The sequence below is a fragment of the Arthrobacter sp. NPDC080082 genome, assembly GCF_040686595.1.
Classification (GTDB): domain Bacteria; phylum Actinomycetota; class Actinomycetes; order Actinomycetales; family Micrococcaceae; genus Arthrobacter.
In genome coordinates this window covers 378,780-405,086 of record NZ_JBFBKQ010000003.1, presented here as the reverse complement: position 1 = coordinate 405,086, position 26,307 = coordinate 378,780, and the positions used below count along the sequence as shown (strand labels likewise).

The 26,307-nt window shown below is 71.2% G+C and carries 22 protein-coding genes, 1 tRNA gene and 1 riboswitch; of the genes, 8 read left to right on the top strand and 15 right to left on the bottom strand.

The features are described from left to right. Positions 1-480: 480 nt before the first annotated feature. The 5 genes from AB0O44_RS08785 to AB0O44_RS08765 all read right to left on the bottom strand — a co-directional run bounded on the left by AB0O44_RS08785 (position 481) and on the right by AB0O44_RS08765 (position 5,373). Positions 481-1,608, bottom strand: a complete 1,128-nt coding sequence (locus AB0O44_RS08785; RefSeq protein WP_364136574.1) for an EamA family transporter — start codon at positions 1,606-1,608, stop codon at positions 481-483. Between the two features lie 36 nt (positions 1,609-1,644). Then, on the bottom strand, positions 1,645-2,268 hold the full coding sequence (locus tag AB0O44_RS08780; RefSeq protein WP_364136572.1) for a hypothetical protein: 624 nt from the start codon (positions 2,266-2,268) through the stop codon (positions 1,645-1,647). A 111-nt stretch (positions 2,269-2,379) separates the two neighbouring features. Further along, positions 2,380-2,907: a histidine phosphatase family protein gene (locus AB0O44_RS08775; protein WP_364136570.1), complete on the bottom strand. Its 528-nt coding sequence runs from the start codon at positions 2,905-2,907 to the stop codon at positions 2,380-2,382. Positions 2,908-2,954: 47 nt separating this feature from the next. Beyond that, positions 2,955-3,827 (bottom strand): winged helix-turn-helix domain-containing protein, encoded by an 873-nt coding sequence (locus AB0O44_RS08770; protein WP_290256541.1) that lies wholly within the window; start codon positions 3,825-3,827, stop codon positions 2,955-2,957. Between the two features lie 526 nt (positions 3,828-4,353). Beyond that, on the bottom strand, positions 4,354-5,373 hold the full coding sequence (locus AB0O44_RS08765) for a hypothetical protein (protein WP_364136568.1): 1,020 nt from the start codon (positions 5,371-5,373) through the stop codon (positions 4,354-4,356). 207 nt (positions 5,374-5,580) lie between these two features. Between AB0O44_RS08765 and AB0O44_RS08760 the strand changes: the two genes are divergently transcribed. From AB0O44_RS08760 to AB0O44_RS08735, 6 genes are all read left to right on the top strand, one after another. After that, positions 5,581-6,321: a response regulator transcription factor gene (locus AB0O44_RS08760; protein WP_364136566.1), complete on the top strand. Its 741-nt coding sequence runs from the start codon at positions 5,581-5,583 to the stop codon at positions 6,319-6,321. A 3-nt stretch (positions 6,322-6,324) separates the two neighbouring features. Beyond that, on the top strand, positions 6,325-7,884 hold the full coding sequence (locus AB0O44_RS08755; protein ID WP_364136564.1) for a HAMP domain-containing sensor histidine kinase: 1,560 nt from the start codon (positions 6,325-6,327) through the stop codon (positions 7,882-7,884). 91 nt (positions 7,885-7,975) lie between these two features. Next, positions 7,976-9,451: a bifunctional glycosyltransferase family 2/GtrA family protein gene (locus tag AB0O44_RS08750; protein ID WP_364136562.1), complete on the top strand. Its 1,476-nt coding sequence runs from the start codon at positions 7,976-7,978 to the stop codon at positions 9,449-9,451. Then, the gene (locus AB0O44_RS08745; protein WP_364136560.1) at positions 9,452-11,581 is read left to right on the top strand and encodes a glycosyltransferase family 39 protein; all 2,130 of its coding nucleotides are present in this window, start codon (positions 9,452-9,454) and stop codon (positions 11,579-11,581) included. A 204-nt stretch (positions 11,582-11,785) separates the two neighbouring features. Continuing rightward, positions 11,786-13,792, top strand: a complete 2,007-nt coding sequence (locus AB0O44_RS08740) for a glycosyltransferase family 39 protein (RefSeq protein ID WP_364136558.1) — start codon at positions 11,786-11,788, stop codon at positions 13,790-13,792. Positions 13,793-14,002: 210 nt separating this feature from the next. Then, a riboswitch (cyclic di-AMP (ydaO/yuaA leader) is annotated at positions 14,003-14,190 on the top strand. After that, complete coding sequence (locus AB0O44_RS08735; RefSeq protein ID WP_364136556.1) at positions 14,189-14,935, top strand: hypothetical protein; 747 nt, start codon at positions 14,189-14,191, stop codon at positions 14,933-14,935. It overlaps the preceding riboswitch by 2 nt. 119 nt (positions 14,936-15,054) lie before the next feature. Here the strand turns inward: AB0O44_RS08735 and upp are convergent, their stop codons facing one another. Further along, positions 15,055-15,690, bottom strand: coding sequence for a uracil phosphoribosyltransferase (gene upp / locus AB0O44_RS08730; protein ID WP_043478170.1), 636 nt, complete (start codon positions 15,688-15,690; stop codon positions 15,055-15,057). 12 nt (positions 15,691-15,702) lie between these two features. Then, a complete protein-coding gene (locus AB0O44_RS08725) occupies positions 15,703-16,539 on the bottom strand; it encodes a phosphatase PAP2 family protein (RefSeq protein ID WP_364136697.1) in 837 nt (278 codons plus the stop codon). A 95-nt stretch (positions 16,540-16,634) separates the two neighbouring features. On the opposite strand from AB0O44_RS08725, the gene AB0O44_RS08720 reads away from it, so the two are divergent. Next, a complete protein-coding gene (locus tag AB0O44_RS08720) occupies positions 16,635-17,138 on the top strand; it encodes a nucleoside deaminase (protein ID WP_364136554.1) in 504 nt (167 codons plus the stop codon). A gap of 36 nt (positions 17,139-17,174) precedes the next feature. Here the strand turns inward: AB0O44_RS08720 and AB0O44_RS08715 are convergent, their stop codons facing one another. The 4 genes from AB0O44_RS08715 to AB0O44_RS08700 all read right to left on the bottom strand — a co-directional run bounded on the left by AB0O44_RS08715 (position 17,175) and on the right by AB0O44_RS08700 (position 21,061). Next, positions 17,175-18,425, bottom strand: coding sequence for a crosslink repair DNA glycosylase YcaQ family protein (locus tag AB0O44_RS08715; protein ID WP_364136552.1), 1,251 nt, complete (start codon positions 18,423-18,425; stop codon positions 17,175-17,177). A gap of 79 nt (positions 18,426-18,504) precedes the next feature. Next, positions 18,505-19,626 carry a glycosyltransferase gene (locus AB0O44_RS08710; RefSeq protein ID WP_364136550.1) on the bottom strand — a complete coding sequence of 374 codons (1,122 nt, stop codon included), beginning with the start codon at positions 19,624-19,626 and terminating at the stop codon, positions 18,505-18,507. 7 nt (positions 19,627-19,633) lie between these two features. Beyond that, on the bottom strand, positions 19,634-20,032 hold the full coding sequence (locus AB0O44_RS08705; protein WP_290256553.1) for a 6-carboxytetrahydropterin synthase: 399 nt from the start codon (positions 20,030-20,032) through the stop codon (positions 19,634-19,636). A 3-nt stretch (positions 20,033-20,035) separates the two neighbouring features. Continuing rightward, positions 20,036-21,061, bottom strand: coding sequence for a dehydrogenase (locus AB0O44_RS08700; RefSeq protein ID WP_364136548.1), 1,026 nt, complete (start codon positions 21,059-21,061; stop codon positions 20,036-20,038). A 127-nt stretch (positions 21,062-21,188) separates the two neighbouring features. Between AB0O44_RS08700 and AB0O44_RS08695 the strand changes: the two genes are divergently transcribed. Continuing rightward, positions 21,189-21,278: transfer RNA gene (locus AB0O44_RS08695), tRNA-Ser, on the top strand. A 175-nt stretch (positions 21,279-21,453) separates the two neighbouring features. Here the strand turns inward: AB0O44_RS08695 and AB0O44_RS08690 are convergent. From AB0O44_RS08690 to AB0O44_RS08675, 4 genes are all read right to left on the bottom strand, one after another. Next, complete coding sequence (locus tag AB0O44_RS08690; RefSeq protein WP_290256657.1) at positions 21,454-21,915, bottom strand: hypothetical protein; 462 nt, start codon at positions 21,913-21,915, stop codon at positions 21,454-21,456. Then, on the bottom strand, positions 21,912-24,416 hold the full coding sequence (locus tag AB0O44_RS08685; protein ID WP_364136546.1) for a molybdopterin-dependent oxidoreductase: 2,505 nt from the start codon (positions 24,414-24,416) through the stop codon (positions 21,912-21,914). Before AB0O44_RS08685 ends, AB0O44_RS08690 begins: the two co-directional genes overlap by 4 nt. A gap of 120 nt (positions 24,417-24,536) precedes the next feature. Next, positions 24,537-25,424 (bottom strand): NAD(P)H-hydrate dehydratase, encoded by an 888-nt coding sequence (locus AB0O44_RS08680; RefSeq protein ID WP_364136544.1) that lies wholly within the window; start codon positions 25,422-25,424, stop codon positions 24,537-24,539. Then, positions 25,408-26,172 carry a histidine phosphatase family protein gene (locus AB0O44_RS08675; RefSeq protein ID WP_364136542.1) on the bottom strand — a complete coding sequence of 255 codons (765 nt, stop codon included), beginning with the start codon at positions 26,170-26,172 and terminating at the stop codon, positions 25,408-25,410. The genes AB0O44_RS08680 and AB0O44_RS08675 overlap by 17 nt, the downstream gene beginning before the upstream one ends. Positions 26,173-26,307: the final 135 nt, after the last annotated feature.

Below are 26,307 nucleotides of genomic sequence, written 5' to 3'. Positions count from 1 at the left end.
CCGGCGCCGGCACAAGACTCTGCTGGCCAGCGGCGTGGGCAGTGTCCTCTTCATCGCGTTCGGCATCGCCTTCCTGCGCCAATGGGGGCTCGCGTTCAACCCGGACCCGGAGGCCATCTCCACGAAGGTCGACGCCGACCACCCGGATCTGTATTTCTACCTCTCGGCCCTCTCGGGCGCGGTGACGCTGCTGCTGCTGATCGCCGGCACGGTACTACCCGGGCGGCGCCCGGCTCCGGGAATCCGGGCCGGCGGCCGGCCCGCCGCGCGGAATGCTTCAGGGACCGGCGGCCGTGCGGGAACGGCCCAGCGCCGGCCCGCGGCGCGTCCGTCACGGCCTTCGACGGCGGTTCCGCGGCAGGCACCCGCCCGCCAGGGTGCGGCGCGTCCGGCGGCAGCGGGACAAGGCGCCGCACGGCAACCGGCGTCGTCACGGCAACCGGCCCGGCAGCCGGCCGCACGCCAGGCGACGTCCCCCCGTCAGTCGACCGCCCGGCCCGCTGCCCGTCCTGCCGCCAAACCGTCGGCGCAGAAGTCTGCCGGGTCCAAGTCCTCCGGCTCCACGTCGTCACGTTCCACATCGTCCGGTTCCCCAGCGTCGGCACCCAGGGCTTCGGGAGCCAAGGCCGGGGCCAAGGCGCCCTCCGCGGCGAAAGGCGCCGGCACGGCCGGCACGGCAGCCCCGCGCCCGGGGTCAGCGGCCGCTCCGGGCCGGTCCGCCACCCGGCGCTGAGCCGGACCGTTCCGTCCGCGCAGCACCGCCGTGGCCACCCCGGCCAGCAGCAGCAGCCCGCCGGCGATCTCCGCGGCTGACGGCCGCTCCGACAGCACCAGCCAGGCGGCGGTCATTCCCACCACAGGTACCAGCAGGGTGAAGGGCACCACCGCGGAGGAGGGATAGAGACCCAGCAGCCGGTTCCAGATGCCGTACCCGATCAGCGAGCCGAAGACCGCGGTGTACAGCGCAGTGATCAGGGTGACCGGCTGGACCTGGAGCAGCGCGTCGGACACGGCGGCCGGGCCGTCCAGGAGGAGCGAAAGGCCGGCCAGCGGCAGCGGCACCACCGCCCCGGACCAGACCACCAGGCCCAGGCCGGAGGCGGCCTTTGCCCGCCGCACCACCACGTTGCCGCCGGCCCAGGAGAGCGCGGCCGCGAGCACGATCAGCAGGGGCAGCAGCGGGGCCACCAGGCTGCGGCCCACCGCCACCACCGCCAGGCCCACGATGCCCAGGATCACGCCGGCGAGCTGCCGCCGGGTGGGCCGCTCGGACAGAATGCCGGCGGCCAGCAGGACGGTCATCAGGACCTGTGCCTGGATGACCAGGGAGGCCAGGCCGGCGGGCATGCCGAGGGCCATCCCCAGGTAGAGCAGGCCGAACTGGCCGGCGCTCATCAGCAGCCCGACAACGATGATCACCCGCCAGCTGACGTCCGGTTTCCGAATGAAGAAGATGCAGGGGAACACCACCAGGGCAAAGCGCATCGCGACGAAGAGCAGGGGCGGCATGGTTCCCCCGGGCGGGTGCAGGCCGAGGTCGATGGCGACGAAGTTGACGCCCCAGAGCAGGGCCACCAGCAGGGCAAGGGCCGAGTGCCGGGGGCTCATCGGGCGGCCTTGATGACGGTGGCGCCCGCGGTGGCCTCAGAGATTGCGTGGCCGCTCGCCGTGCGCCGGACCGGCGTCGTGACGGACATCGGGCGCTTGAGCGCGCGCGGCGTCGACCCCGGCGGTGTCGCCGTCGAGGCGCTCCCCGACCGGGCGCTCCCCGACCGGGTGCTCCCCCGTGGTCCGCTCCCCCGCGGCACGCTCGGCAGCCGCGTGCGCGCCGTTCGGATGCGTGCCGGCTTCTTCCCGGTCATCGGCGGTCCCGCGGTGACTCCGGTCCCGGCGGAGTTGGCCGGTGTCCGGGGCAGGCTCCTGCCCGCGCCGGGAGGAGTCGACGTCGGGGTCCACCTCGTCCGCCTTACGCAACTGTTCCTCGGCGCCGGCACGCACGGACGCGGCCTGTTCCTGGGTGCCGCGCGCCTGCTGGCGGAGGCGCTCTGCCTCGACCTCGGCGGCCTTCGCATCCGCCTCCGCGCGGGCGGCCTTGGCCTCATGTTCCTTCGCGGCGAGCTGATCCGCTTCCGCCTTTTCGCGCATCTCTGCCGCACGGTTGCGGTCCGCTTCCGTCCGGCGCTTCCGGCTGATGCTGACCGCCACCGCAATGATCGCCAGCACGACAACAATGCCGACGATAATCCCCACGAGCTGTCCTGAATCCACGTTGATCCACCTTTCCTCGGTTGCCTTGCCTGCCGGCCGCAGTGCGACTGCCCCGACAGGCCCAGTAAACACCACCACCTGATGCCTGACTATGGCACGGCGCACCGACAGTCAGCGGGCGCGCGGCACCGTGAAGTGGGTCAGCCGGGCATCCTGGCCGTCCAGTTCGGCCCAGGGCTTCTCGGTCTCCAGTACCGTCAGGCCGCTGGTGGGGTAGCGGGTGGCCGCGTCCATGTAGGCGTCGTGGTTCGAGTCACGGGAGGCCAGGTGCATGGCCAGGTCCTGCACGCCGGGCATGTGGGAGACGACCATCAGCGTGGAAACGGTGTCCGGGACGTGGTTGATCACTGAGAGCATGGCCAGCGCGGATGCCCCATACAGGCCCGGTTCGAGTTTGGGGGTGGGGGCCTTGTCGCCCAGTTCGCTGCACACCCAGGTGCAGGTCTGCCGGGTACGCAGGGCACTCGAGCAGAGGATGAAGTCGGGGACGACGCCGTGCTTCAGCAACCATGCGCCGGCCACGGGCGCATCCCGGTGGCCGCGCTCTTCCAGCGGCCGGTCGTGGTCCGCCACGCCGCCCGGCCAGTCGGCCTTGGCGTGGCGCATGATCACGAGGCGTCGGAGGTGGTGCTGGCTCATGGGCCAAGCCTAGCCGGAGGCACCGCCGCGGCGGTGCCTCCGGGGCGCTAGATGGAGTATTCCGGAGCGGCCCAGACGACGACCTCGGGGTGCTCGTAGAAGCGGTAGCCCTGGCCGCGGACCGTGCGGACCGTGTTCGCCAGGCGGCCGAGCTTCGAGCGGAGACGGCGGATGTGCACGTCGATGGTGCGCTCGTTGGGGACCTCTTCGGCGTTCCGCCACAGGCCCTCGAGGAGTTCGTCGCGGCCGACGGTGCGGGTGCCGTTCTCCACCAGGTAGTTCAGCAGTTCGAATTCTTTGAACGTCAGGTTCAGCGATTCGCCGTCGAGCGCCACCTCGCGGCGGGCCAGGTCGATCAGGACGCCGGACGGGCGCGGTTCCTGGGCCTGCTGCAGGCGGGCGGTTTCGGCGCGCTGGCGGGCGGCACCGGCGGTGGGGTCACCGAAAGTGGAGCGGACGACGTCGAGCGCGGACCCCGGAGCGGAGGCCGGGGCGACGGCGACGGCGGCGTAGCTCTCCGCGCCGGCCACCAAGGACTGGGCGTAGGCGCGGATTTCCTGGGCCAGCTTGGCGATGGAGGTCCCGGCGGCGGCGGCGGTCTCCTCGTCGATGCCCATGTAGAGGACGAATCCGCGGGCGACGTTGTCGGAGGGCACCGGGCGGACGGGGGCCTCACCGGCGGCGATGACCGGGGTGGGGGCGGTGGCGGGTGCGGAGTCGGCCGCGGGGACGGCGCGCAGCTGTCCGTACGAGGTGGGGTTGTAGCCCTGCGCCGCGTAGCCGGGGGCGGGGTAGCTGGTGCCGGATCCCGCCGGGCCGAAGCTGGGGCGGCCGCCGAAGCCCTGGCGGATACCGGAGGCCTGGCCGGCCTTGGCGGCGTTTCGAACGGAGATGTGGACGTATCCGGATGCAACTGACATGGAATGCTTACCTCAATGTGAATGGCCGTCATCGCGGCTCGAATGCTGGGTCCCCGCAATGAAACTGGGGAGGGCGCCCGACTCTGGGCTGGGGGCGAATGCCTATAAACGTTCTGGGGTGGAGAAGTTAGGCGTGCATTCGACAACAGCGCATCTCAGTACCAGCTGGTGCGCTGATCCCGGAAACTGCGGCTGCAGGTGCTGTTGAGTTCTTGTTCACAGTTGAAGTGTGCAACGTAACAAAGCGAACTAGCAAGTAACAATGGACCTGAAAGTCCGCATAGTGAGACGAATGCGGCGATTGTCGCGCATATCACAATTCTACGGGACGACGAATTGGCGACTCCTGAGCCCTCGATGAACTAAATGAGAGCCCGCATTCGAATATTATTCGAATGCAGGCTCTCATTCAGTGATTGCGTTCGGGTTGATGGCCGCGGATGGAATTCCGCCCACGGCAGGCCCTCCGGTCGAAGTGTCCACAGAGTGGTCACCCTCGAAGGGGCTCTCCTGGGGGCCGGACCTCCTAGTTCGACTGTCCGGGGTCGGCTTGGCCGCCGTCCGGGCCCCCCGGCTGGCCGCCGCCTGCTTGGCCGTCCCCCGGCTGCCCCGTGCCGGTGGCCGTCGCCGCCACCAGCATCACGGACTTCGCCGAGTAGCCGGACCCGTCCTTGGTGGCGGTCAGCCTCACGGTAGCCCCGGAGACGATGTCCGCCACACTGAGCTGGGTCCCGGTTGAACCGGTACCGCCGGACTGCTGGCGGCGCTGCTGCATATTGCTCACCGTCACCCCGTCGCCCAGGACATAGCTGCGGGTGAAGCCGTCGGCGCTCTTGACCGTGACCGACGTCGAGCTGACCTCGGTCACCGTGCCCAGCTGTTCGGCCATGGAGGTGTAGGTGGTGCCGTCGAGGACGACGTACTCGGCGTGCACGGCCGCGGAGAGGCCCCCGGCCATTCCGCCCAACCCGTCCGGGCCGAAGCCGCCGCGGCCCGACGCCGAGCCCCCGGTTTGGCCGCCCTGCTGGCCACCGGGCATCCCCTGGCCGTTGAACTGCGGGCCGCCCGCCGCTGCGCCGTCCCCGCTGGCCGCGGCCGAGCTGGAGGTCAACGCGTAGACACCGGCGCCGGCGCCGACTGCGATCACGGCGGCCACCCCGCCGGCGGCGAGGCCGCGCCGGACGGTCCATGGCTTATCCGCCTGGGTACCCGCGGCCCGGCCGGCAGGCGCGCCCCACCCGGGGGCCGCCTGGGCCGGAGCCGCCTGGGCCGGGTACCCCGCAGGGCCCGGCTGGGCAGGCTGGTCCGGTTGGGCAGGATGCGCTGCTCCGGAATGGGCGGCTGTGTCGGGGTACGACGGCGCGCCCCACCCCGGCACGGATTCCGGCTGCGGCGCGGACTGCCGGGGCGCAGATTCCTGCTGCGGCGCCGTCACCGGCTGCGGGGCCGAGACCGGACGCGGCGTGGTCCCCGGCAGCGGGGAGGTGTCCGGGTTGTGGCCGCCGTCGGCAGGCTGCGGGATCTCTTCGGGCTGCTGGTGGTTCATGCTGTTCTCCTGGCTCGGAAGGTGGGGCTGTTTCCACCAGCGTGGGCAGGCAGGCTGTGCCGGGGCTGTGAGGTCTTCCAGCCCCGCCTGTGATCCGCTCGAAGCCCCGGCCTGCCCCGGCAGCGCCCAGCTGGGTAGGCTGGGATTCACAGGTGCCGCACAGGATCCCCAAAGCCGCACCTAATCGGCAGAACGGAGAGTCGAACCATGGCCTCGTCGCACTCCATGACCAACAACCTTCCGCAGCTGACCCACCCGGACGGCTCCCCCATCCGCGCCCTGGTGGTGGATGACGAACCCAGCCTCTCCGAGCTGATGAGCATGGGCCTGCGAATGGCAGGCTGGTCCGTGGCGGTGGCCGCGGACGGCCCGGAGGCGGTCAAGCTGGCCAAGGACTTCCGGCCCGACGTGCTGGTACTGGACGTCATGCTCCCCGGATTCGACGGCGTCGAACTCCTGAGCCGGATCCGCACCTTCGCGCCCGAGGTCCCGGCGCTGTTCCTCACCGCCAAAGACGCCGTGCAGGACCGCATCACCGGCCTCGCCGCCGGCGGGGACGACTACGTCACCAAGCCCTTCAGCATGGAGGAAGTCCTGCTGCGCCTGCACCGCCTGGTCCAGCGCTCCGGCGTGGCCGCCATGGACACCGCCGAGCTCGTCGTCGGGGACCTGGTCCTGAACGTGGACACCCGGGACGTGACCCGCGCCGGCGAGGAACTGCACCTGACGGCCACCCAGTTCGAGCTGCTGCGGTACCTGATGGAGAACCCCAAGCGGGTCATCAGCAAGGCCCAGATCCTGGACCGCGTCTGGGACTACGACTTCGGCGGCCAGGCCAACATCGTGGAGCTCTACATCTCCTACCTGCGCAAGAAGATCGACGCCAACCACGCCCCGATGATCCACACCGTCCGCGGCGCGGGCTACGTCCTGAAACCGGCGGACTGATCCGTGCCCACTCTCTCCGGTGTCACGCCGGCCCCCGGGCATGACTGGCGCAACCCCTCCACCTGGCACCTTCGCACCCGCCTGGTGCTCGTGGCCATGGCCTTGCTGGTGACCATCTGCGGCGCGGTAGGCGTCTTCAGCTACGTGTCCATGGACTCGTTCCTGACCCATCAGCTGGACGAACAACTCGGCGCTGCCGCTCACCGTTCCAACGAATTCGGCCGCCCGGACTCCGGCAGCCCGGGCGGGCGTCCGGACCCGCTGGAGGCAAAGGGGCAGGGCATCGGCACACTGAACGCCCGGGAGCAGAACGGCAGGATTGCCAGCGCCGGGTTCCTCGCCGGCGATGCCACCCGCAAGAGCCTCTCCGCGGACGACAACGCGGTGCTGCTGGGCCTCACCCCCAACGCCGCGCCCGTGAACCGCACGCTCTCCGCCGGAGCGTACCGGCTGATCGCCACCCAGACGCAGTACGGGGACATCATCGTCACGGGCCTGCCCTTGGAGGAAAAGCAGAACACGCTCGGGTCCCTCGTCGGCACCCTCGCCGCGGTGTCCGCCGGCGGACTGGTGCTGATCGGCCTGATCGGCACCGCGCTGATCCGGCGCACCATGGAGCCGCTGGAGAAGCTCTCCGAAGTGGCCACGAAGGTTTCGCGCCTGCCGCTCGACGCCGGCGAGGTGGCGTTGGGCGTGCGCGTCCCGGCGTCGGCCGCGCACCCCGGTACCGAGGTGGGCAGCGTGGGCCACGCGCTGAATCAGATGCTGGACAACGTCTCGAACGCGCTGCAGGCCCGGCAGGAGAGCGAGATGAAGGTGCGCCAGTTCGTCGCGGATGCCTCGCACGAGCTGCGCACCCCGCTGACCGCCATCCGCGGCTACACGGAGTTGATGCGGATGACCGAGCACTTCACCCCCGACGGCGAGAAGTCGCTGGCCCGGGTGCAGAGCCAGTCGGAGCGGATGACCGCCCTGGTGGAGGACCTGCTGCTGCTGGCCCGGCTGGACGAGGGGCAGCCGCTGAAGATGGCCGACGTCGACCTCACCCAGCTGGCCGTCGAAACGGTCAGCGACGAGAAGGTCATGGCCCCGGACCGGAGCTGGAAGCTGGACCTGCCCGAGGAGCCCGTGGTGGTGCGCGGCGACACCACGGCCCTGCACCAGGTCCTCGCGAACCTGCTCTCCAACGCCCGCAAACACACTGATCCCGGCACCACCGTGGTCACCCGGGTGATGCGGTCCGCCGACGGCAGCGCCGTGGTGTCCGTGACCGACGACGGCGCAGGGATCGCCCCCGAATTCCTGGGCAAGGTCTTCGCCCGGTTCGCCCGCGCCGATGCCTCCCGCGCCAACCCCGCCGAACGTGCGGGGGCCCGGGGCGCGGCGGGTGCAGGTGCGGGGCCGGGGGCAATCGCGACCGCGACGGCGGTGCAGGGCACCAGCGGGCTGGGCCTGTCGATCGTGCAGTCGATCGTGGCGGCGCACGGCGGGACCGTGGAGGTCAGCTCGCGTCCGGGCCGGACGGAATTCGCGGTCCGGCTGCCGGCGGCACCGCCCGCCTGACGCACCCCTCTGACGCACCCGCGCGGACTTCCACAGCAGGCACACAGCATTCCCCCAATCCCCTCATACCGGGGGCCGGGACAGTGGAGGCATGACTTCCACAGACCAGGCACCAGGTACCCTGTCCCGTTCCGGGCCGGCCCCCGCCGGCACCCAGTCTGACGCGCCGGCATCCGTCATCAGCGTCGGCCCGGCAGCTTCGACCCCGGCAGCGCCGCTCCCGGCGGCGCTGACCGGCGTCGGCCGCCGCCGATCGCCGATCGAGACCCTGTCAGCGGTGCCGGTACTGGACGTCACCATCCCCGTCTTCAACGAGGAACGCGACCTCGAAGCCTGCCTGCGCCGGCTCCACGCCTACCTGCTGGGCTCCTTCCCGCACCCGTTCCGGATCACCGTGGCGGACAACGCCAGCACCGATTCGACGCTGCAGACCGCCGAGCGCGTGGCCCGCGAATTGCCGGAGGTCGCCGTCGTGCACATGGCCGAAAAGGGCCGCGGCAATGCGCTGCGCCGGGTCTGGCTCGCGTCGCCGTCGCCCGTCCTGGCGTACATGGATGTGGACCTCTCAACGGACCTGGCCGCGCTGGGACCGCTGTTGGCCCCGCTGATCTCCGGTCACTCGGACCTGGCGATCGGCACGCGCCTGACCCGCAATTCCCGCGTCATCCGGGGCCCGAAGCGGGAATTCATCTCGCGCAGCTACAACTTCCTGCTGCACTCGCTCCTCGGCGCGCACTTCAGCGACGCCCAGTGCGGGTTCAAGGCCATCCGGGCCGACATCGCCCGGGAACTGCTACCGCACACTCTGGACAACGCCTGGTTCTTCGACACCGAACTGCTGGTGCTCGCCGAACGCTGCGGACTCCGGGTGCATGAGGTCCCGGTGGACTGGACCGACGATCCGGACTCCAGCGTCGACATCGTCCAGACGGCGGCCGCGGACCTGCGCGGCATGGCCCGCCTCAGCCGCGACCTGGTGTCCGGCAAGATCCCCGTCCCGGAACTGCGCGCCGCGCTGGCCCGCGGCCCGCTGCCGGCGTCCTCCCGCGGACCGGAACAAAGCCCCGGCGGCAGCCTCTTCGGGCAACTGGTCCGGTTCGGCAGCATCGGCGTCGCCTCCACCCTGGCCTACCTGCTGATCTTCCTGGCCTGCCGCGGAGTCATGGACCCGCAGCTGGCGAACTTCCTGGCGCTGCTGATCACCGCCGTGGCCAACACCGCGGCCAACCGGCGCTTCACCTTCGGCATCCAAGGCAGCAGTTATGCGGCCCGCCACCACTTCGAGGGCCTGCTGGTTTTCGGGCTGGGGCTCGGCCTGACGTCCGGGGCGCTGCTGCTGGTGCACGGGGCCTCCGGCGGTACCCCCGACCGCTGGGTGGAACTGGCCACGGTCACCGCGGCCAACCTCGCGGCCACCGCCGTGAAATTCCTGCTCTTCCGGCTGGTGGTGTTCCGGGCCCGCCCCGGAACCGCAGCCCCGCCCGCGCCCGGCACCCCGGTCCCCGCGCATGGCACCCCGGCGCAGTCCGCCGCCACAGCGTCCCTCCCCACAGAAACGGCCCGATAAATGACCGCCACCCTCAGCCCCGCCGACGGGACCCGGCCCTCCGGCCCGCTCCCCCGCACCGACTCGCCGGTGCCGGCCGCCTCGTCCGATACCCCCGATTCCTCCGCTTCGCGCCGCCGGCGCCTGCTGTTCGGTGACCAGCCGCGCTGGGTCCGGCCCTCGGCCGCCCTGCTGCTCATCGGGACCGCTGTGCTCTACCTGTGGAACCTCGCGGCCACCGGCTACGGCAACACCTTCTACGCCGCGGCCATCCAGGCCGGCACCAAGGACTGGACCGCCCTGCTGTTCGGCTCCCTTGACGCCGGCAACGCCATCACCGTGGACAAGCCCCCGGCCGCCCTCTGGATCCCTGCCCTGGCCGGCCGGATCTTTGGCTTCTCCCCGCTCAGCATGCTGGTGCCGCAGGCCCTCATGGGCGTGGCCGCCGTCGGGCTCCTGTACCTGACCCTGAAGCGGGTCTCCGGTCCGGCCGCGGGCCTGGTGGCCGGCGGGGCCTTGGCGCTCACGCCCGTGGCGGCCCTGATGTTCCGCTTCAACAACCCCGACGCCATGCTGACCCTCTGCCTGGTGCTCGCGGCGTACCTCACCACCCGGGCGATCGAGAAGGCCGGCTGGGGCTGGCTGGCCGCGGCCGGTGCGGTGATCGGCCTGGCGTTCCTGAGCAAGATGCTGCAGGGCTTCCTGATCGTGCCGGGCCTGGGCCTGGCCTACCTTTGGGCCGCCCCGGTCAGCCTCCGGCGCCGGCTGCTGCACCTGCTGGGCGCGGCCGCCGGAATCCTGGTGGTGGCCGGCAGCTACGTGGCGCTGTTCCAGTTGACCCCGGCGTCGGCCCGTCCGTACATGGCCGGCTCCACGACCAACAGCTTCCTCGAACTGACCTTTGGCTACAACGGCCTGGGCCGGATCACCGGGTCCGGCGAGGGCAGGCCGGGCGGCTCTGCGGGCTTTGGCGGGGCAACTGACCTTGGCGGCGCGGCCGGCGCTGCCGGGGCAGCCGGCGGCGCCGGCGCGGGTGGCTTTGGCGGGAACGCCAGCTTCGGCGGGGCCGCCGGGATCGCCCGGATGTTCGGCACCAGTTTCGGCGGCGAGGTGTCCTGGCTGTTGCCCGCGGCGCTGATCCTCCTGCTGGCCGGCCTGTGGTTCACCCGGCGCGAGGCCCGGACCTCCGCGACCCGTGCGGCCCTGCTGCTCTGGGGCGGCTGGCTGGTGGTCACCGCGGGCATCTTCAGCTTCATGAGCGGCATCGTGCACCCGTATTACGCGGTGGCGCTGGCCCCCGCGGTCGCGGCCCTCGTGGGCCTGGGCGGCGTGCAGCTGTGGCGCGGCCGGTCCTTCTGGCCGGCGCGGCTGGTCCTGGCGGTCACGGTGCTGGCGACCTCGATCTGGTCCGCGGTGCTGCTGGGCCGGGATCCGTCGTGGCTGCCCTGGCTGCGGGTGGCCGTGGTGATCCTCGGTGTCCTCGCCGCGGCGGCGCTGATGTTGCAGCTTGACCGGCTGCGGGCCATTCCCGCCGCGCTCCGCAAGGCGGCCACCGCCGGCGTCGTCATCCTCACCCTGCTGGCCGGCGGCCTGGGCACGGCGGCGTGGACGTTCGCGACGGCGGCCCAGCCGCACTCGGGTTCGATCCCGACCGCCGGGCCCACGGGCTCCGCGATGGGCGGTTTCGGGGCGGCCGGCCGGACGCGCGGCACCGGGACGGGAAGCACCGACGGCACCGGCTTCCCCGGCGGCCAGGACACGGCGGCACCGAACGCGGCTGGCCCCACCGCGGGAGGCGCTGGGGGCCCGGGAGGCGCAACCGCCTCAACTGAGCTCGCCGCACTGTTGAAAACCTCGACGGCGAAATGGTCGGGAATCGTCTCCGGCGCCACCTCCGCCGCGGACCTGGAGCTCGCCACCGGCACCAACGTGATTGCCCTCGGCGGCTGGAACGGCGGCGACCCCTATCCCACCCTGGCCCAGTTCCAAGCCATGGTGGACCGCGGCGAGATCGGCTACTTCATCGCCGGCGGCGGCATGGGCGGTATGGGCGGCGGCCGGGGCGGAAACTCCGAGGTCGCGGCCTGGGTTGCCGCCAACTACCAGGCACAGACCGTCGGCTCCACCACCGTCTACAAGCTGGCGGGCTAGGCCATGACCGCTTGCACCGACCTCACAAGCACCGGCTCCGCCGTCACTTCCCCCGCCGGGCCCGGGCCCGGAGCAAGCCCGGCGACTGAGGCTGCCGGCTCCGGGCTGCGCCACCCGCGGTGGCGCGGTCGCCGCCGCCGGAACCTCCGGCCGCAGGCGTCCACTCGGCAGCACCCCTTGCCGCCCCTATCCCGGCGCCAGGTCATGGCACAGCGGGCGGAACTGGCCGCCCTGCTTGCCGGAACCGCGGTGCTCTACCTCTGGAACCTCGGCGCCTCCGGCTGGGCGAACGCCTTCTACTCCGCGGCGGCGCAGGCCGGCTCGCAGGACTGGACGGCCTGGTTCTTTGGCTCCTCGGACGCGGCAAACGCCATCACGGTGGACAAGCCGCCGGCGTCGCTCTGGGTGATGGGCCTGTCCGTGCGGCTTTTCGGGCTGAGCTCCTGGAGCGTCCTGGCGCCCGAGGCTCTGATGGGTGTCGCGACGGTGTGGCTGGTCTACCTGGCCGTCCGCCGGGCCGCCGCACCCGCGACGGCGGACGCCCGGCTGGCCCACCGCGCCGGACTGATCGCCGGGGCCGTGATGGCCCTGACCCCCGTGGCCGTGCTGATGTTCCGCTTCAACAACCCGGATGCCCTGCTGGTCCTGCTGATGACGGCCGCAGCCTACGCGGTGCTGCGCGCCATCCAGGACGCCCGGCTGCGCTGGCTGCTCCTGGCCGGGGTGCTGCTGGGCTTCGGGTTCCTGACCAAGCAGCTGCAGGTGCTGCTGGTGGTCCCGGGCTTCACCGCGGCCTACCTGCTCGCCGCACGCGCCGGCCTGGGCCGGCGGCTGCTGCACCTGCTCGCCACGGGAGCGGCGATGGTGGTGGCGGCCGGCTGGTGGCTGGCCGCCGTCGAGCTCACCCCGGCGGCTGACCGGCCCTACATCGGCGGCTCGCAGGGCAACTCCATCCTGGAACTGACCCTGGGCTACAACGGCCTGGGCCGGCTCAGCGGGGACGAGACGGGGAGCGTCGGCGGCGGCAACGGCTGGGGCACCCCCGGCCTGCTCCGGCTTTTCAACAGCGAGTTCGGCGGGCAGATCGCCTGGCTGCTGCCGTCGGTGCTGCTGCTGGCGGCTGGGCTGCTGTGGCTGGGCCGGCGGGCGCCACGGACCGACGCCGTCCGCGCCTCCGTGGTGGTCTGGGGCGGCTGGGTGCTAGTCACCGGGCTGACGTTCAGCCTGATGGCCGGCATCATCCACCCGTATTACATGGTGGCGCTGGCCCCGGGGGTCGCCGGGTTGGCCGGTCTGGGGTCGGTGCTGCTGTGGCAGCGGCGGGATCAACCCGGTGCCGCCGGGACGCTCGCCGCCGCGGTGGCCGCGGCCGGTTTCATGGCTTTCGAGCTGCTGGGCCGCACGCCCGCGTTCGTTCCGTGGCTGCGCTGGCTGGTGCTGGCCGTGGCGCTGGCAGCGGCCGTCGGGGTGATGGTTCCGGCCGTCCGGGCCCGGGTCGCCGGCGCGTCCGCCGCCGGGACCACTGGCCCGCTGTCCCCTGGCGGCCCGACAGCGGCGCTCTTGGGACGTACGACGGCGGGACTCGCCGTCGTCGCGGCCCTCGCCGGTCCCCTGGCGTACTCGCTGTCCACCGCCGCCACCGCGCACTCCGGCTCGATCGTCAGCGCGGGGCCTGCGGTGGGTGGCCGGGCGGGCCTGCCGGCCATGTTCGGCGGCACGGGCGGAGCCATGGGCAACGCGCAGGGCAATCCCTTCGGCCCGACCAACGGCACCGGGGCCAACAGCAACGGGGCAAACGGCAACGGGGCAAACGGCACCGTCCGCGGCCAGGGCGGGGGCATGGGCGGCGGAATGGGCGGGCTCCTCGGCGCGACCACCCCGTCGTCTGCCTTGGTGGATGCCCTCGAAACGGACGCCGGCCGTTACACCTGGGCGGCCGCCGTCGTCGGGTCCAACAACGCCGCCGGTTACCAGCTCGCCACGCAGCTGCCCGTGATGGCCGTGGGCGGGTTCAACGGCACCGACCCCGCACCCACTCTCGAGCAGTTCCAGCAGTACGTCGCCGAAGGCCGGATCCACTACTTCATCGCCGGCCGCACCATGCAGGGCGAAAGCGGATCCGACGACGCCGCCAGGATCGCCGACTGGGTGACGGCCACCTACCCCGCCCAGAGCGTCGGCGGCACCACGGTGTACCTGCTGGCGAAGTAGCCGCCCCGGACGGTCCGCCGTTTCGACGGTTCCCTGCCGCGTAGACGTCTCCAAGCGTCGGGCATGCAGGGAACCGTCGAAACGGCCCGAAACACAGGACCCGCCCACTGCAAATCGGCAACCAGCCACACCGCGGCGTTACCTAAATGTGACATGAGGGAGAAAGTCCGGTACCGTTTTTATGGTGCGGCCATCGATCTGGCCGCATATCCGGGTCTGACGCCAAACTCTGCCGCTTCCCGGATTCCATGGATTGAGGCAGAGACGGGGAACCCAGAGTTCCCGGGCACCTGCATCCATGCACCCCTTGGGGTTAAGCCGACTCGTTGATCATCCGAGCGGCCGGATTTCTCTTCCGAACCCGACAGCTAACTCCGTAGGCGTTGAGAGGCGAACATGACTGAACACAAGGCACCCGTGCGCCTAAAAGGCGCTAAACGCACCTCCTCGGCCGACGTCGCGCGCCACCGCGCCGACCCGGCCCAGGGCTCGGCCACCCGAGGCCGCGCCAGCTTTGGCTCCAAGGGCAAGCTCACCGCCGTCGCGCTGACCGCGGCCGCCGTGCTGCTGGGCGCCGGCGCCGCAGGCCAGGCCACCGGCACCACCGCCCCGGTCGCGACCGCCACCCAGGCCCCGGCCCTGCAGCTCTCCGACCTGGAACGGCTCGGCAGCTACACCCCGGCCACGGCACCGGCCAGCGTCGAAGCCCAGGCCTCCAAGGTCACCCCCGAGACCCCGGCTCCGTCCACCCCCGCTCCGTCCACGCCGGCCCCCGCACCGGCTGCTCCGGCTCCCGCCGCGGCACCCGCCCCGGCCCCGCAGCCAGTGGCCGTCGACGATCCCGCCGGCGCACAGGCCTACGCCGCCTCGCAGCTGCCGGCCCACGGCTGGGCCCCGAGCGAGATGCAGTGCCTGATGAAGCTCTGGACCCGCGAATCGGACTGGAAGACCACGGCCACCAACCCGTCCAGCGGTGCCTACGGCGTGGTCCAGTCCCTCCCGGCCGAGAAGATGGCCAGCGCCGGCGCGGACTACATGACCAACTACCGCACCCAGATCAACTGGGGCCTGCAGTACGTGCAGGAACGGTACGGCTCCCCCTGCGGCGCCCTGAACTTCCACTACGCGAACAACTGGTACTAAGCCGCCAAGGCTGACGCCACCCCGCGCAGATACAGCAAAGGCACCGGATCTCGTCAGATCCGGTGCCTTTGCTGTATCCCCGGGCGGCCCGTTCAGCGGCCCGAGGGAAAGCGGACGCGCTACCCGGCGATGCCGTAGAGCCGGTCGCCAGCGTCGCCCAGGCCGGGGACGATGTAGGACTTCTCGTTCAGCTTCTCGTCGATGGAGGCCAACACGATCGTGACGTTGGCGTCGGAGAGCTCTTCCTCCAGCTTGGCCAGGCCCTCGGGGGCGGCCAGCAGGCAGATGCAGGTGACGTCGGAGGCGCCGCGCTTGAAGAGGAACTTGATCGCCTCGCGCAGGGTGCCGCCGGTGGCCAGCATGGGGTCCAGGACGAAGATCTGACGGTCGGTCAGGTCCTCGGGGAGCCGCTCGGCGTAGGTGATGATGTCCAGGGTTTCCTCGTCGCGGGCCATGCCCAGGAAGCCGACCTCCGCGGTGGGGACCAGCTTGGTCATGCCCTCGAGCATGCCGAGGCCGGCGCGGAGGATCGGGACCACCAGCGGGGTGGGCTTGGTGAAGGCCGTGCCGATGGTGGTGCTGACCGGGGTCTCGATGGTGACCGGTTCGGTGCGGACGTCGCGGGTTGCCTCGTACGCCAGCAGCGTGACCAGCTCTTCGGTGAGCTGGCGGAAGACGGGTGACGGGGTGTTCTTGTCCCGCAGAACGGTGAGCTTATGGGCCACCAGCGGGTGGTCGACAACGAGAGTGCGCATGGGTCAAAACTATCATCCGGACGCTTCGGACCGCCCCCGCCCGCCGGGTGTCCCGGCCTCGTCCGCCGCCCCGCGACGATGCGCCGTTTCGGCGTCGTGGTGCCCGTCCGGCGCCTTCTCGCGCAGGCGCTGGCCGTTGTCGAAGGTGGGCGCCGGGCCGGTCCGTTCCCGGTGCCTGATCACGTGGAACAGCCGATGCGCCAGGATCACGATGCCCACCCAGCCCAGGCCGAGCGCCCAGCCGAAGATCACGTCGGTCATCCAGTGATGGCCTAGGAACACCCGGCTCATGCCCATCGCGATGATGAAGAGCGCCCCGGCCGTGATCAATCCCACCCGGGCGATGGTGCGCTGGACCTGCAGGCAGGTGAGGTACACCACGAGTGAGATCACCACGGTGGTGTTCAGGGTGTGGCCGCTGGGGAACGACGGCGAGTTTTCGTAGGGCGGGACGGCATCGGCGTGGTCGGGGCGGGTGCGTCCGATGAGCTTCTTGCCCAGGGAGGTAGCGGTGACGGAGACGGCGGCCGCCCCGCCGATGAGGATGAGCGGGCGCCAGGTCCGGGTCCGCCAGATCAACAGCGCGGTGAGGATGCTGGCCAGGATCGGCATGCCGATGCCGCCGCCGATGTTGGTGAACCCGGTGACGAACGCATCCAGGCCGGGGCTGCGGAGCCGTTCCATGGCGGCGAGCATGGGCTTGTCCAGGTTGGCCAGGCCGGCGTCGTCCACCACGTTGTCGTAGACCTCGGCGCTGGTCAGGGCCAGCGCCACCACCGCGATGCCGCCCAGCAGCATGGTGATCCAGAGCGCGGCGTAGGGCACCACCCATTTGCCCCAGCGCCGCATCAACCAGCTCTCAGTCCTGGTGCTCACTGCGTTCTCCCGACGTCCGGTGCACCCACGGTGCACAGCTTGCTTAGGATCGAAACTACCATTGAGCCATGACATCGCCCGAGCCCCGCCATGCCGAGTGGATGGGCCTCGCCCTGAGCGAGGCCCGGCAGGCCCTCGCCACCGCGGACGTGCCGATCGGGGCCGTGGTGATCGGCCCGGACGGGACGGTGCTGGGCGCCGGCCGGAACGAGCGGGAGGCCCTCGGGGACCCGACGGCGCACGCCGAGATGGTCGCCATCCGGGAAGCGGCCGCGCGGCTTCGCGAGCGCCGTGCCGACGAGGGGGCGCGCGACGACGGCTGGCGGCTGGCGGACTGCACCCTGGTGGTGACGCTGGAGCCGTGTGCGATGTGCGCCGGCGCGGTGGTGCTGGCCAGGATTCCCCGCGTGGTGTTCGGCGCCTGGGACGAGAAGGCGGGCGCCGCGGGGTCCGTCTTCGACATTCTCCGCGAGCGCCGGCTAAACCACTGGGTGGAGGTCTACGGCGGCGTGCGGGAGCAGGAGTGCGGGGACTTGCTGCGGGACTTCTTCGCCGAGCACCGCGGCGCCTGATTCCCCGTTCTTCGTCCCGGCGTCCCCTGATCCTGCTTACCGTTCGGCGGTGGCCGTCGTCGACGCTCGCAGCGCGTCGATGCGCTTCCGGCGGGAGGCGGGGGAATCGAGGCTGAAGGCGCGGAAGTCGCCCAGGTCCTCCCGGATCCAGGCCTCCACCTCCGCGATCCGCCGGCTGACCGCGGGCGTCAGGTCGCCGAACACCCAGGCGGCGATCTTCCCGGTCTCCGGGTCGTACTGCCAGAGTCCGATGATCCGGCCACGGTCCAGGATCGGGTGGTCCGGCAGGTCTGCCTGCAGCGCCAGCGAGCTGAGCCCCGCCTTGCGGTGGTCCGCCTCGTCCAGCAGCTCGGCCGCGTTCCGCCGCAGCAGCACCAGCGAATCTGTCCCGGCGAGCAGCTGGATCTGTTCCTCCGCGGGGGCGGTGAAGGCGGCGAGGCGGTCGACGTCGTCGGGCAGCATCCACAGCACGGCACTGTCCTTGCCCGCGTCCCCGGGGAGCGGGACGTCGACGGCACCGGCGGCCGCCAGTGCCGCGCGGGTCTGCGCCACGGTGAAGCCCGTGAACCACTGGGACTGTTTAGCAGTGGCGCCGCCGGTCCAGCCGAGGTAACGGCGCATCAGCAGGGCGCGGACCTCCTCGTCGGTGAGATCGCTGGTGGGCAGGTCCCAGGCCTCGTAGGCGTAGCGCTGCCGGTCCAGGCGGCCGTCGGCAGGCACCCTGCGGATGCGGCCCTCCGCCTGCAGGATGCCCAGCGCCGCGGGCAGCGTGGTGGCGGCGCCCTTCTTCTTCCCCTCCTCCCCCAGGCTCTGGACCGCGTCGCCGAGTTCCTCCTTGAGCTGCCGCGGGTCCAGCGGGGTACCGGCCTCGGCCAGGACGTGCCGGACCTGTTCCTCGAGCAGGGTGATTTCGCCGCGGTCCACGCCGAGCCGAGTCAGCACCGAGACGGCGGCCTCCGCGGCGGGGCGGCCCAGGCGCAGCGCCCAGGCAAAGTCGTCGCTGCCCAGGACGTAGGTGCAGCCGCGCGCCGTCGGCAGTTCCAGGATCCGCTGGGCCTCGACGTCGGCATCCACCTCGCCGCGGCGGAGGCCGGCACGGGCGAACAGGGAGAGGTAGGGGTTGGCGCCGCCGACGGACCTAGCCCAGCCCGCCCGTGCGAGCACCTGCCCGGCGGTGCAGCCGGCCAGCGACCCGTCCAGGCCCTGCCGGTGCCAGGACCAGGCGCGGAGGTTTGCGGCGGTGAGGCTCTGGGGCGGAAGGCTGACCGTGGCTGGCTCGGTGCTCATGCGCCCATTGTCCATCCATGCCGCGGACGGCGATACGGGGCTGCCCCGCGACGACTGCGGCGGCGGCGTGGGACGGCGGTTACCGGCCCAGGATCTCCAACACCGTGCGGGCCGTCGCGTCCCACCCGGGCAGGTGCTGCCGGGCGTCCAGCGCGGTGGCGTGCCACCGTGCCCGGAGCTCCGGCTCCGTGAGCCAGCGGCGCAACAGCTCCGCCAGGGGTGCGGGATCCTCGGCGAGCGCGACGGCGGCGCCCGGCAGCCCGGCGTCGTCCTCTTCGGGTTCTTCGCCCCTAGCCCCGGCCGCGCCGGGTCCTGCAGGCGGAGTTCCGGCCTGCGGAGTTCCGGCCGTGAGGGCCTCCAGCGCCCCGGTCCCGCGCCGGATGATCGCGGGGATGCCGCGGGCGAGGGACTCGGTGACGGCCATGCCGAAGGTTTCCGCGCGCGAGATCAGCAGCGTGAGATCGGTCCGGGCCCATTCGGCGTCCAGGGCGTCCCACCGGAGCTCGCCCGGGATCCGGACGCGGGCACCGAGCCCCAGCCGTTCCGTTTCGGCGCGGAGCAGGGCGGCGTACTCCGGGTCCGCGGTGTCCGCCCCGACGAGGGCGGCGGTCCAGTCCAGGTCGGTCAGGGCTGTGAGCGCCTGGAGGAACAGCAGCTGGCTCTTGTTCGGCAGCAGCGCGGCCACCATCGCCAGGTGCGGCGGGGTGGACCCGGCCGCCGTCCCGGCGCGGTCGGTGCCGGGCAGCGCGACGGCGACGGTGGTATCAGCGCCGGTTGCAGCGCCGTCGAGGCCGTGCCGGGCGCGCAGTTCCGCCGCGGCGGAACTGCTGCTGCAGATCACCCCGGCCGCGGCGGCAACCGCGCGTCCTTCCAGGTCGGCATACCCGTCGAGCGGCATGTGGAGCAGGATCCACACCGGCGTCCCGGCGCGGGCGGCGGCCTCCAGCTGCTCCGGGGCACCGCAGGCCACGAGCCCGTCCACCAGGGTGACTGTCCCGGGGCCGGCCGGTTCCGCCAGCAGGTTCCCCAGCGCCGACCGGTCCGCGGGGCCGCCCACCGGCCAGTCGCCGTCGGCGGTCCGGGTCGTGGCGGGCACCCCGAGCGCGTCGAGGGCGCGGACCAGGGCCGCGTTGTAGGCGTTGCCGCCGGAGTTGTGGCGGACGTTGCCGGGCAGGACCAGGCGGACGGCGGAGGGCTGCACGGGGAGGCTAGTCGGCGTCGAACTCGAGGGAGTAGCTGGCCCACGCGTCCGGGGTCTCGCGCAGGGTGACGTCGATGCCCGCGAGCGCGCGCCCGTCGTCGCCCTCGCGGATCTGCGCGGCGACGGCGTCCGCGATGTACTGCGCCAGCGCCTCGGTGGTGCTCAGCTTGCCGGCGAAATCGGGGTGCTCGTCCAGGTTCTTGTAGTTCAGGCCGGACAGGACGGCGCCCAGCACCTCGCCCGCCTCGCCGATGTCCAGGACGATCGCATCCTGGTTCAGGCTCCGGCGGCGGAAGGTCACCTCGGTGACGAAGGTGGCACCGTGCATGCCCTGCGCGGGGCCGAACGCCGGGCGGGGCAGGCTGTGGGCGATCATGAAGTTGCTGCGGACGGTCAGGCTGAACACGGATTACCTCGTGGTTTCTGTGGTGTGCGGGTATTCGATGACGTGGCAGAGGGCGTCGAGGGTGCCGTCGGAGAGTCGCTGGACGACGTCGGGCAGCTCCTCGAAGCGCGAGGTGCCGGTGAGGAAGGCCTCGAAAACGGGGTCGCGAAGCAGGGACACGGCGAGGTTCAGCCGGTCGGCGGTGGTGCGGCGGTGACGGCGGGCGCGCGCGACGACGCCCACCTGGCTGGCCCGGATGGAGAGGCGCCGGGCGTGGAAGTCCTCGCCGAGGGGCAGGCTGACGCTGCGGTCCGCGTACCAGGACATTTCGATGATCTCGCCCTCGTCGCCCACGAGCTGCAGGGCCCGTTCCAGGCCGGCCTGGGAGGCGGAGCAGTGGATGACGATGTCGCAGTCGCCGGCGGCGTCGTCCGGGTGGCTGAACTCGACGCCCAGGGCGTCCGCGAAGGCGCGCTTGGCCGGGTCGATGTCAATCAGCTGCAGCCGTTCCAGCGGGAAGCCGGCGAGGAGTTTGGCCACCATCCCGCCGACCAGTCCTGCGCCGATCACGGCCACCCGGTCCCCCAGCCGCGGGCCCGCTTCCCAGAGGGCGTTGACGGCGGTTTCCACGGTGCCGGTGAGGACGGCGCGGCGGGCCGGGACGCCGTCGGGAACCTCGGTGAGGGAGGTGACGGGGACGACGTAGCGGTCCTGGTGCGGGTGCAGGCAGAAGACGGTTTTGCCCTGCCAGCCGTCCGGCCCGGCCTCGACGACGCCCACGGAGAGGTAGCCGAACTTCACCGGGCCCGGGAAGCTGCCCTCCTGGTGCGGGGCGGCCATGGCGTCGGCCACACAGTCGGGGACACGGGCGTGGTGCACCACCATCTCGGTGCCCTTGCTGATGCCAGAGTAGAGGGACCGGACCAGGGCCTCGCCGGGGCCTGGCGCCGGCAGGTCCTCGGTGCGGAGTTCACCCTGTTCCGGGCCGACGGTCCAGTAAGCGGTGGCGGTGCCGGTATCCCGGGTGGAGGGCGCATTCGAAATAGTCATTGTGCTGTCGAATCTAGTGCCGTGCGGGCGCCGCCGGAAGCTCCCCGGGCCGGCCCGGGCGCGGCGGCTCTGGTTGACCGGGCCCGTTTTGGGGTTCGGCCCCGCGCTCCGGTACCCTAGTCAGGTTGGTGACGTGTCCGAGCGGCCGAAGGTGCAACACTCGAAATGTTGTTTGGTGTAAAAGCCAACGTGGGTTCAAATCCCACCGTCACCGCCACACAGCGAGGCCCCTGCTTCCCTTTGTTTACGAGGGAAGCAGGGGCCTTTGCTTTGCCCGGGACTGTCCCCCGGCAGCGCATTGGCAACTGATCGCCCAAGCCTGACCGCCGCGACTTTTCCACGTCAACGGTCGAGATAGACGACGCGGGGAAGCTCCGGCAGCTGCCGTCGCCCTATTTGGCGGCCACGAGAGCCTGGGGCGCCGCCTGCTTCATCCTGGTCTGCAGCCAGCGCAGCTGCACCGCGGTTTCTCCCTCACAGTGTGAGACCACCTCCAGCATGTCCCGGTCCCGGAGCGCCGACCCGGCCTGCTGGATCATGGTCCAGGTCACATCGACGAAGCTGGCCAGGAGATAGAGATCCTGAAGGTCCCGGAGCAGGCCCACCGGCCCACTGCGGGTGCCAGAGAGCCCCTCGGCGTGCAACCGCTCCGGCTCCGTGTCGGAGAGGTCCTCACCGTAGCGCTCCACCAGCGGATGCAACAGCCGGCTGTGCTCATCGCACTGGTTGGCCAGGGAGTGGCACAGGAAATGGACGTCCGGTTCGGCGCCGTGGCCGTCGGCGACTTGCCGAAAGGACTCCGCCAGGGTGGCCTCGGCCCGGTGCAGCATGCCCAGGTACAGGGACATGTTCATCGCGTGCCGTCCTTTCCGGCTGGCGCCGGGGCTCCCTTGATCGCCTGGGGGAACCGCGGCGGCGCCGCACCCACGGACTCGCTCGCCTCGCCACCCACGCCGGTGGTCGCGGGAACCGCCGGGCTGCCGCTGGCCGGCCGAGACGCGGTGGTTGTCGGGGCGGGGGCCGGCACCGCGCCGTCGGCGATCTTTTGGACGTTGACCGCCGCGTTCTTGAACACTGGCTGCTTGGACACCGGGTCCCACTCGGTGATGGTGAGTTCGTTGGCCGCGCTCGGGTGCTCGCCGGGCGAGCCGCCGTCGTCCCAGTAGCCGTAGTGGAACGGGGCGAAAACCGTTCCCGGGCGGATGTCGCTGATCCGGGCCGGTACCTCGATTCGGCCCCGGCGGGACGTGACGCGGGTGAGGTCTCCCTCACTGATGCCGTACCGTTGGGCGTCTTCCGGGGAAAGCTCGATCCAGGCGGAGGGTGCGGCGCGGTTCAGGGGCCGGGACCTGCCGGTCTTGGTCCTGGTGTGGAAATGGTAGGCAGTGCGTCCGGTCGTGTAGCGCATAGGGAACCGGCCGTCGGGCTCTTCGTGCGGGGGCAGGTAGTCGGCCGTCTTCAGCACCGCCTTGCCGCCGGGTACCGTGGCACGGAACATCCCTGACCCCACGGTGGCGCCGGTTAAGAGGTCATGGCCGTAACTTTCGCAGTAGTCCGCGTCGGTGGGGAAAACCCCGTCCGCGTAGAGCCGGTCGCGGCCATCGGGGTTTTCCTCGTTGCAGGGCCAAGGGATGCCGCTGCCGCCGCGGAGCCGGCCGTAGCTCATCCCGCTGTAGTCGCAGGGACGGCCCCGCGAACACTCCCGCCAGGCGTTGAAGCCGTCCTCGGGACCGTCCCATGGCAGCAACGGCCCGCCCTGAAGCGTGCGGAAATCCATCCGCCGCGCGTAATCCAGGAAGATGTCGAGGTCGCTGCGGGCGGATCCAGGCGGGTCCACAGCCTTATCCGAGAGGTGGACCGTGCGGTTGACGTTGGTGAAGGTCCCGGTCTTCTCGCCCCAGGCGGCCGCCGGCAGGACGACGTCGGCAGCCTGCGCCGTTTCGGTCAGGTACAGGTCCTGCACCACCACAAAGAGGTCAGGTTTGGCCAGGATCTTCCGGATCCGGGCGAGGTCGGGCATGGAGACGGCGGGGTTGGTGGCGGAGATCCACAGGAACTCGATGGACCCCTGCTCGGCGTAGCGGAAGATCTGCATCGCATGCGTCGGCGGCGCCCAGTGCGGGATGGTCAGCGGGTCGACGTCCCAGAGATCGGCGAGCTCGGCGATGTGGGCCGGGTTTTCCCAGTTGCGGAAACCCGGCAGGTCACCGTCGGCACCGCATTCCCGGTTGTTCTGCGCGGTCGGCTGGCCGTTCATCTGCAGGATTCCGCAGCCGGGCTTCCCCAACAGTCCCCGCAGAAGGTGCAGGTTGTTAACCTGGCAGGACGAGGCTGTCGCCTGCGCCGACTGGTAGAAGCCCTGCAACACGGTGGACAGGACCCGCTCCGAGGCACCGAAAATCCGCGCAGCCTCCCGGATGTCCGCCGCCGGGACGTCGCAGACGGCGGCAGCAGCCTCGGGCGTCCAGGGCGCCACAGTGGCCTTCAGCTCATCGAGGTCCACGGTGTGCGCCTTGACGTAGTCCTCGTCCACCCAGCCGTGGGCCAGCACCTCGTGGACCAGGGCGTTCATCAGCGCGAGGTTGGTACCCGGCCGCACAGCGAGGTGCACGTCGGCGTGGCGGGCCACCTCTGTCTCGCGGGGATCAATGCAGACGACTTTGGGCGGGTTCGGGCCGGCGATGCGGTCCAGCACCCGGGACCACAGGACGGTCTGGGTCTCGGCCATGTTGTGGCCGTAGAGGAATATCGCATCACAGCTGTCGATGTCGGTGTAGGACCCGGGCTGACCGTCCGCCCCGAACGTCTCCTTCAGCGACGCCGCCGCGGTGGCCGTGCAGAGCCGGGTGTTGCCGTCCATATGCGGAGTCCCGATCCCCGCCTTCCCGATGATGGCGAGGGCGTAGTACTCCTCAAGAAAAAGCTGTCCGCTGGTGTAGAAGCCGTGACTCAGCGGACCGCGCTCCCGCAAAAGCTGTTGGCTGCGTTCGACGATGCGGTTCATGGCGGTGTCCCAGTCGCATTCGACCAGGCGCCCGTTCTCACGGATCAGCGGGCTGGTGAGCCGGTCCCGGTGGGAAACGCCCTGCCAGCTGGCGAAGAGGCCCTTGGGGCCAAGCCGGCCGTGATTGACCAGGTCCCCGGCCCGGCCACGGATCCCCACCATGGCACCGTCCTTGACCGCAATGTCGCAGGCGCAGCCGTTGCTGCAGAGCACGCAGGCGGACTGGACCCAGCGATCGACGTCGTCTTCAGCAACGCCCTCCGCGAGCGCCTGATCCACCCGTACCGGCCAGAGACCGTCCCGGGGATAGGGGGTGCGGCTTCCCCAAATGTTGCCAATGCGGTCCACCATGGTCTTCCTTCCGTTAGTCCACAGCCGGTTCTCCCACGGATACTAGGCGCTGTGGCTCTTCCCGCGCTACGGAATCGATCTTTCCGGCCGCTTGGGCAGCCAGCCCAACCGGGCGGCTGATCAGCTGCTGAGTTCCACCATCAGCGGCGGCAACTCATCGCAGAGTTCCCGGGCAAGGTAACCCAGCCCGCCCAGTCTGCTGGCCAACCTGTCCCCTGCGGTGGCATGCAGGTGAGAGCCCCAACAGGCGGCCTGGGGTCCCGTCGTACCGCGGGCCCGCAGCCCCGTGATCGCACCGGCCAACACGTCGCCGCTGCCCGAGGTCCCCAGCCCACTGTGCCCGGTGCTGACCTCCCAGGACTCGCCGTCGGGTTCCGCAATCAACCCCTGGCAGCTGACCACGGCCTGGAACCGGCTCGCGATAGTCCGGATATCGCGGCCAAGGTCGCCGATCTCGCGTTGCAAGAGGATGGCCGCCTCGGTGGGGTTAGGGGTCAAGATCAGCCGACCCGCCCACGGGCCCAGGTCGGCACCCAGTTCGGGCAAACAGCCGAGGGCGAACGCATCCAGAACGACGGCGGGGCCGCTACCCTGGGGCGTCCGCGCCGGCACGAGCAGTCCGCGAAGAAGCGCCAGGGCCTCGTCTTTGTCGTCCAGGCCGGGGCCGATCAGAACGGCGTCGGCCGCGGCGAATTCGTCGACGAGCAGCGAAGCGGACGAACCCTTCACTGAGCCCCTGGCGCTTTCCGGCAGGCCCAGGACGCCGCTCTCTGGCAGCGCCACCGCCACGTGGACGGCGGTCGATTCGGCCACCGCCAGCGTCAGCCGACCGGCGCCGGAGCGAAGTGCCGCGACACCGGCCAGGAGCGCGGCCCCCGGGGTCTTGCGCGCGCCCCCGATGACCAGCACCGAGCCGCGGTCCGCCTTCCCGGAGCCCCCGCCGGGCAGCGGCCAGCCGCGCAGCAACGTGGGCGTCAGCGGGATCGGCGGCTTAGCGCGGGTGGACATTGGACTCTCCCGCGTGCTCAGTGACGGGGGCGCCATAGGACCGCAGATGGTCAGCCTCATTGAACCCGGCCAGTTCCCATGGGCCGGTGCCGCCCTCCCGGACGAACCGGCTGACGGATGCGTTGAGAATGGTGGTGCGTGCGGCCAGGTCCAGCAGGTCCGCCTCGGTGAGCCCCAGCAAAACGTACCGGAAGAGCAGGATGAGGGCGTCATGGCAGACCAGCAGCACCTCCTGGCCGGGGTGCTCCCTGTCCAGGTCTGCAAGCAGCGACCGCAGCCGAAGCACCACATCGGCCCAGGACTCGCCGCCTGGTGGCCGGTAGTAAAACTTCCCGAGCCAGCGCCGGCGTTCTCCTTCCTCAGGGAACCTGGCCTCCACGCCGGCAGAGGTCAGCCGATCCAGGATTCCCAACTCGCGGTCCCGGAGCCGTTCGTCCAGGCGGGGCAATCGGTCCCACCCTGCGACGTCCAGCGCCAGTTCGGCAGTCTCCCGGGCCCTGGCGTAGGGGGAGGACCACACCGGGAACTGCTCGGAGACGCCTGCCAGCAGGCGGCCCAGGGCCAGCGCCTGCTCCCTCCCGGTCTCGGAAAGATCGACGTCGGCGTCACGGGCCGGGACTTCTATCACCTGCGCGCCCGCCTCCCTGGCCCGCGTCGCCGCAACATTCCCCTCGCTTTCTCCGTGCCGGATCAGCACCAGCGCGGTGATACCGGCCTCCCCGGCGACGTTGCTTCGATGACTGTTCACGTGCTCCTCCTTGCGTCGGAAGGTGCCCACCATACTGCAGCGGCCCAGCGATGTCCCGTGAAAAACGACCCGGGCTTGGCTCCCGCGCCGCGACCGGGTTAGCCGCAGAGAGTCACCTCTGCCCTGGCCGCAAGG